The organism is Roseovarius halophilus (ex Wu et al. 2025) (assembly GCF_047086965.1).
The window spans coordinates 1-6,660 of sequence record NZ_JBKOTX010000259.1 but is presented as its reverse complement, the minus strand read 5'-3'; the positions used below and the strand labels follow the sequence as shown (position 1 = coordinate 6,660).

The 6,660-nt window shown below is 70.7% G+C and carries 8 protein-coding genes; all 8 read left to right on the top strand.

Annotation, left to right across the window (positions count from 1 at the left end; translation table 11 throughout):
- Positions 1-1,028: molybdopterin-binding protein (locus ACH107_RS28830; protein ID WP_412509169.1), on the top strand; the 1,028-nt coding region annotated here is incomplete at its 5' end.
- Positions 1,029-1,121: 93 nt separating this feature from the next.
- Complete coding sequence (gene aroA / locus ACH107_RS28825) at positions 1,122-2,468, top strand: 3-phosphoshikimate 1-carboxyvinyltransferase (RefSeq protein WP_412509168.1); 1,347 nt, start codon at positions 1,122-1,124, stop codon at positions 2,466-2,468.
- Between the two features lie 69 nt (positions 2,469-2,537).
- Positions 2,538-3,185, top strand: coding sequence for a hypothetical protein (locus ACH107_RS28820; RefSeq protein WP_412509167.1), 648 nt, complete (start codon positions 2,538-2,540; stop codon positions 3,183-3,185).
- Between the two features lie 43 nt (positions 3,186-3,228).
- Positions 3,229-3,771, top strand: a complete 543-nt coding sequence (thpR, locus tag ACH107_RS28815; protein ID WP_412509166.1) for an RNA 2',3'-cyclic phosphodiesterase — start codon at positions 3,229-3,231, stop codon at positions 3,769-3,771.
- A 53-nt stretch (positions 3,772-3,824) separates the two neighbouring features.
- Complete coding sequence (locus tag ACH107_RS28810; protein ID WP_412509170.1) at positions 3,825-4,751, top strand: branched-chain amino acid ABC transporter permease; 927 nt, start codon at positions 3,825-3,827, stop codon at positions 4,749-4,751.
- Positions 4,748-5,692, top strand: coding sequence for a branched-chain amino acid ABC transporter permease (locus ACH107_RS28805; protein ID WP_412509165.1), 945 nt, complete (start codon positions 4,748-4,750; stop codon positions 5,690-5,692). The genes ACH107_RS28810 and ACH107_RS28805 overlap by 4 nt, the downstream gene beginning before the upstream one ends.
- Entirely contained in the window at positions 5,689-6,396 is a 708-nt protein-coding gene (locus ACH107_RS28800) for an ABC transporter ATP-binding protein (RefSeq protein ID WP_412509164.1), read from the top strand. Before ACH107_RS28805 ends, ACH107_RS28800 begins: the two co-directional genes overlap by 4 nt.
- The coding region (locus ACH107_RS28795) for an ATP-binding cassette domain-containing protein (protein ID WP_412509163.1) at positions 6,393-6,660 on the top strand (268 nt) is incomplete at its 3' end. The genes ACH107_RS28800 and ACH107_RS28795, both read left to right, overlap by 4 nt.

The window sequence follows — 6,660 nt, the reverse complement described above, 5'->3', positions numbered from 1 at the left end:
GCTGGCCCGCGCGCATGTCGGCCGGCTGGGCTACATCCAGTTCCAGACGCGCGACTGCACCGGCAAACAGGCCCCGATCGACGCGGCGGGGCCCTGCCGATGCTGTCAGGGTCCTGACCGGCGCCGCCCTGCCCGAGGGCGTCGATACCGTGATCCTGCAGGAGGACGTGACAGCCTCGGACAGCCACATCGCCTTCCGCGCCGGCATCAAGCGCGGCGCCAACACCCGCGCGGCGGGGGAGGACGTCGCGGCGGGCGACACGATACTGGCCGCGGGGCGGGTCCTGACACCGGCCGATCTGGCGCTGGCCTCGGCGACCGGGCTGGATGCACTGCCGGTGCGCGCGCCGCTGCGGGTCGCCGTCATCTCGACGGGGGATGAACTGGTCGAACCGGGCGCGGCGGCGGGGCCGGGCCAGATCAACGACGCCAATCGCCCGATGCTGCTGGCGCTGGCACGGCAATTCGGTTTCAAGACGCGGGATCTGGGCCGGGTCGATGACACGCGACACGCGCTGCGCGCGGCGCTGGACCGCGGCGCGGCCGAGGCGGACGTGATCGTGACCTCGGGCGGCGCGTCGTCAGGTGACGAGGACCACGTCTCGGCCCTGCTGAACGAGGCGGGCGCGATGGCGGAATGGCGAATCGCGGTGAAGCCGGGGCGGCCGCTGGCACTGGGCCTGTGGCAGGGCACGCCTGTCTTCGGCCTGCCGGGCAACCCGGTTGCCGCGATGGTCTGCACGCTCGTCTTCGCGCGGCCCGCAATGGGGCTGCTGGCCGGGGCGGGCTGGCACGAGCCGCAGGGATTCACCCTGCCGGCCGCCTTTGCCAAGACCAAGAAGCCGGGGCGGCGCGAGTACCTGCGGGCGCGCCTCCGCGATGGCCGGGCCGAGGTCTTCAAATCCGAAGGGTCGGGCCGCATCAGCGGGCTGAGCTGGGCCGAGGGGCTGGTGGAGCTGCCCGACGGCGCGGCCGAGATCGCGCCCGGCACGCCTGTCCGGTACATCCCCTTCGCGAGTTTCATTTGACCCCGGTCCGCTCTGGCGCGCGCAGGTTATGGACGCCGCCCGGCGCCTGCGCTATCACCCGGCGCAACCTGAGTTTTCCGAAAGGCGCGCGCCATGTCCGGCCACGGCACCCCCTTACCGATGTCCTCGCACAAGGCGGGCCCGCTTTCGGGCGTGGCCGAGGTGCCGGGGGACAAGTCCATCTCGCACCGGGCGCTTATCCTCGGGGCGCTGAGCATTGGCGAGACGCGCATCACCGGGCTTCTGGAAGGCGAGGACGTGCTGGACACGGGCCGCGCAATGCGGGCCATGGGCGCCGAGGTGACACGGGACGACAACGGCACGTGGCACGTGCACGGCGTGGGCACCGGCGGCTTTGCCGAACCCGACAGGGTGATCGACTGCGGCAATTCGGGTACCGGCGTGCGGCTGATCATGGGGGCGATGGCCACCTGCCCGATCACCGCCACCTTCACCGGGGATGCCAGCCTGAACAAGCGGCCCATGGCGCGCGTGACCGACCCGCTGGCGCTGTTCGGGGGGCGTGCCGTGGGGCGTTCGGGCGGGCGCCTGCCGATGACGATCGAGGGCGCGCATGATCCCGTGCCGGTGCGCTACACGGTGCCGGTGCCCTCGGCGCAGGTCAAGTCCGCGGTGCTGCTCGCCGGGCTCGGCGCGCCGGGGCAGACCGTGGTGACCGAGCGCGAGGCGACGCGCGACCACACGGAACGAATGCTGGCCGGGTTCGGCGCGCAGATTGCCACCGGGGACACGGACGAGGGCCGCGTGATCACCCTGACGGGCCAGCCGGAGCTGACGGCGCAACGCATCGCGGTGCCGCGCGATCCGTCCTCGGCGGCGTTCCCGGTCTGCGCGGCGCTGATCACCGAAGGCTCGGACGTGCTGGTGCCGGGCATCGGGCTGAACCCGACGCGGGCGGGCCTGTTCACCACCCTGCGCGATATGGGCGCCGACCTGACCTATGAAAACGAGCGCGAGGAAGGCGGCGAACCCGTGGCCGACCTGCGGGCGCGGTTCTCGCCCGACATGACGGGGGTGTCGGTGCCGCCGGCGCGCGCGGCCAGCATGATCGACGAATACCCGGTCCTGTCGGTCGTCGCGGCCTTTGCCAGCGGGCCCACGGAAATGCGCGGCGTCAGGGAACTGCGCGTGAAGGAAAGCGACCGGATCGCGGCGATGGCGGACGGGCTGCGCGCCGGTGGCGTCGAGGTGGCGGACGGCGAGGACTGGTGGATCGTGCATGGCCGCGGCCCGGGCGACGTGCCCGGCGGGCAGACCGCCGCGAGCCATCTGGACCACCGCATCGCGATGTCGTTCATGGTCATGGGCATGGCCGCCAACGCCCCGGTTGCCGTGGATGACGCGGGGCCGATCGCCACCTCCTTCCCGGTGTTCGAGCCGCTGATGACCGGGCTTGGCGCCGATCTGCGCCGCGCGTAGAGGCCGGCGGGCGGTTGGCGTCGCCCGGCCCGTCTGCTAAGGCGTCGCGGCAACCACGGGGGCGCGGCCATGACAGACAATACGGGGATCACACCCGGGGACATCGAGGCGCTTTTCACCCGCGCCGACGGGCAGTTCCTGTTCGCCCGCTGGGGCCGGCCGATCGTGCCCATCGTTTTCGGGGTGGACGATGCCACGCTGGGGGTCGTCAAGGGCGCGATCGAGGCGGTTGTCGCCGCGGCCGATCACAGGATGGCCGAAACGGACCCGGAACTCGGCGCCAACCTGATGATCTTCTTCTTCCGCGACTGGGACGAATTGCCGGCGGTGCCCGACCTCGACCGGCTGGTTCCCGATCTCGGCCCGTTGGTGGCGCGGCTCAAGTCGGTGGATGCCAACCAGTACCGGATCTTCCGCTTCGACGAGGCGGGCGCGATCCGTGCCGCCTTCGTCTTCCTGCGGATGGACACCGAGCTGGGCGCGGTTCCGGCCGAGACGCTGGCGCTGAGCCAGATCGTGCAGACGATGCTGTTGTGGTCGGACACCGCCTTTACCGACAGGTCGCCACTGGCGCGTGTCCCCGGCAAGGACACGGTCATCCTGCGACCCGAAATCGCCGGCCTGATCCGGGCGGGGTATGATCCGGTCCTGCCCGCCGTCGCCGCGGAACCAAGCCACGCGCTGCGCCTTTACGCGCGGTTGCAGCAGGCGCACTGACATGTGCGACGCGCCACGGCACCGGCACGGCGACGGCCGCTAGATGCGCAGCTTCATCGCCCTCCCCCTGCCCGAGGACATGCGCGAGGCGCTGACCCGGCTGACCGAAGACCTCGAATCAGGGCGCCCGGTCGCGCCCGACAACTTCCACCTGACCCTCGCCTTCCTCGGCGATCAGTCGACGCAGACATTGGCCCTGCTCGATGAAGGCCTGCGCGATATCGCCGCGCCATCCTTCGAGATGGAGCTGCGGGGGCTCGACCTGTTCGGCGGGCGACAGCCCCGCGCGGTCTATGCCGCGGTGACCGCGACCGACGCGCTCACCACGCTGCGGCGCAAGGTGCGGCTTGCCGTCCGCGACGCCGGGATCGACCTGCCGCGTGAACGCTTCCGCCCGCATGTCACGCTGGCGCGGTTCGCGCCCACCACCCCGCAACACGAACTGGACAAGCTGGGCCATTTCCTGACGGTTCACGGGGACATGGCCCTGCCGCCGGTGGCGGTGCGGGCCTTCGCGCTCTACCGGTCGCGGCTGTCGCATGACGGCCCCGTCTACGAGAGGCTGGCCGACTACCCGCTCGGCTGACGGCGGGCATTTTGCTTGCCTTGGTCGCTCCGGCGGGGCAAGCAATGGGCGACATGGAACTCGGGCCCTATCTCCTCCTCGCCTCGCTCGAAGGGGCGGTGACAGCCGCGGTGCTGGCGCTGACGGCAGTCGGCCTGTCGCTGGTCTTCGGCGTGATGCGCGTGGTGAACATCGCGCATGGCGAATTCTTCATGCTGGGGGCCGTCATCGCGTGGTGGGTGGCGCAAACGGTGGGCGGGCATCCCGCGTTCGGGTTCCTCGCCGCACTGGTGATCGCGCCGCTTGCCGTGGGCACCCTCGCCGCGCTTGCGGACATGACGATCCTCAAGCGCATCGGCTATGACCCGGAACGCACGATCGTCGCCACGATCGGCCTGCTTTACATCATCCAGCAACTGGCCCTGATGACCTATGGCCCCGAGGCGCGGCCGGTGGAGCCGCCCTTCAACCAGCGCCTTGCCATCCCGTGGATCGAACACGCCGACGGCGGCTGGCAACTCTACTGGCCGTGGGGCCTGTCGACGACCACCTACAAGCTGGCGGTGATCGCGGCGGCCGCCGCGATACTGGCCGGGGCGTGGCTGTTCATGACGCGCAGCAATGCCGGGCTGGTGATGCGCGCCACGCAGATGGATCGAGACATGGCGCTCGCTTTCGGCATCCCGGTCGAGCGGGTCTACGCGCTGGTCTTCGGGCTGGGCGCGGGGCTGGCGGCTCTGGCGGCGGTGCTGATCGTGCCGATCCAGCAGGCACATTACCTGATGGGCGCCGATCCCCTGCTGCTGAGCTTCATCGTCGTGATCATCGGCGGTCTGGGCAGCCTGCCGGGCACGGTGCTGGCCGCCGTGCTCATCGGGCTGAGCGACGGGATCATCTCGGTCTTCTTCTCGCCCACGCTGGCCAAGATCCTCGCCACGCTGCTCGTGGCGCTGGTGCTGGTATTCCGGCCGCAGGGCCTGTTCGGGGCGCGCGCCGCATGACCGTCACGCATCGCATCCTCGCGCTGCATGGCGGGCTGCTGGCGCTGCTTTTCGCGCTGCAATTCGTGCTACCGGCCTATCACCACGGCAACCTCGCCCGGATCATGGTGCTGGCCAGCTACGCGGTGGGCTACAACATCCTCTTCGGCTATACCGGGCTGCTCAGCCTCGGCCACGCCCTTTTCTTCGCCGCCGGCATGTACGGGATGGCCCTGCCGATGCAGCACCTCGACATGACCGCGGCCCCCGCGCTGCTGGCCGGGCTGGCCGCCGGGGCGGTTGTCTCCGGCGGGTTGGCGCTTCTGGCGCTGCGCACCTCCGGCGTGGCCTTCCTGATCGTCACGCTGATGTTCGCGCAGGCGGGCTACCTGACGATCCTGCATTTCGGGGACATCACGCGCGGCGACGAGGGGTTCGTCATCCGCGCGGCGCAACGCGTGCTCTGGGGGATCGATCTCAGCGACCCGGACAACCGCTACGTCACGGCCTGGACGCTTTTCGCGGCAAGCCTCGGGGCCTGCCTGTGGCTGGTCCGCGCGCCCTTCGGCAAGACGCTGGTCGCGATCCGCGAGAACGAGGAGCGCGTGCGGATGCTGGGCTATGACACCTTCGCTCACAAGCTGGGCGCGATGGTGATCTCGGGCACGATCTCGGCCGGCGCCGGCGCGGTCTACGGGCTGCTCTTCGGCTATGCGGGGGCCAGCTTCGCCAGCGTGCAATACTCGATCTTCCCGCTCTTGTGGGTCCTGCTGGGCGGCGCGGGCACGGTGCTCGGGCCCTTCATCGGCACGCTGTTCATGTTCTACCTGATCGACCTGGGCTCGGGGATCACCACGGCCTACATGCTGATCGCCGGCGTGACGCTGGTGGCGCTCACGCTCTTCGCGCCGCAGGGGCTGGCCGGGGAACTGCGCCGCCGCGGCTGGAGCTGGCTGCCATGACGCTGCTGTCCACCCGGGGCCTGTCGCGCCATTTCGCCGGGCTACAGGCGGTCCGCGACGTCGATCTCGACCTGCCCGAGGGCGAGCTGCGCGCGCTGATCGGCCCCAACGGCGCGGGCAAGACGACACTCGTCGGCATGATCTCGGGGCGCATCGCGCCCAGCTCGGGCAGCGTGCACTTCGCCGGGCGCGACATCACCGCCCTGCCCGCGCACAAGCGGATCCGTGCCGGCATGGGCTACACCTTCCAGATCACCTCGGTCTTTCCACGCCTGCCGGTGCGCGAGAACGTGGCGCTGGCCGCGCGGCGTCACGTGCCGCCCTCGGGCGTGACGCAAGCGGTGCGCGACGCCCTCGACCGAGTGGACCTGCGCGACCGTATCGACGCCGAGGCCGGCAATCTCAGCTACGGCCACCAGCGGTTGCTGGAGATCGCCATGGGGCTCGTGCAGCGCCCGCGCCTGCTGATCCTCGACGAACCCACGCAAGGCCTTGCCGAAGGCGAGATAGCGCGCTTCAAGACCCTCGTCCGCGACATCGCGGGGCGGGCCACGGTCCTGCTGATCGAACACAACATGTCCGTGGTGATGGAATGCGCCGACCGCGTGACGGTCCTCGACGGCGGGGCGGTGCTGGCCGAGGGCACCCCGCGCGAGATACACGCGAACGCCGCCGTACAGGCGGCTTACCTGGGGCGGGGATGATGCTGCGGCTCGAGGCGATAAGTGCCGGCTACGGACGCGCGCAGGTGCTGCGCGATCTCTCGCTCGATGTCGGGGCCGGCGAAATCCTGTGTCTTCTGGGACGCAACGGCGCGGGCAAGACCACCACGATGAAGGCCATCATGGGCCTGTTGCCGCTGATGTCGGGCCGCGTGCTGCTCGACGGGCGCGAGCTCAGCCGCCTGCCCGCCCACGACGTGCCGCGCGCCGGGGTGGGCTACGTCCCGCAGGGCCGGCGCCTCTTCG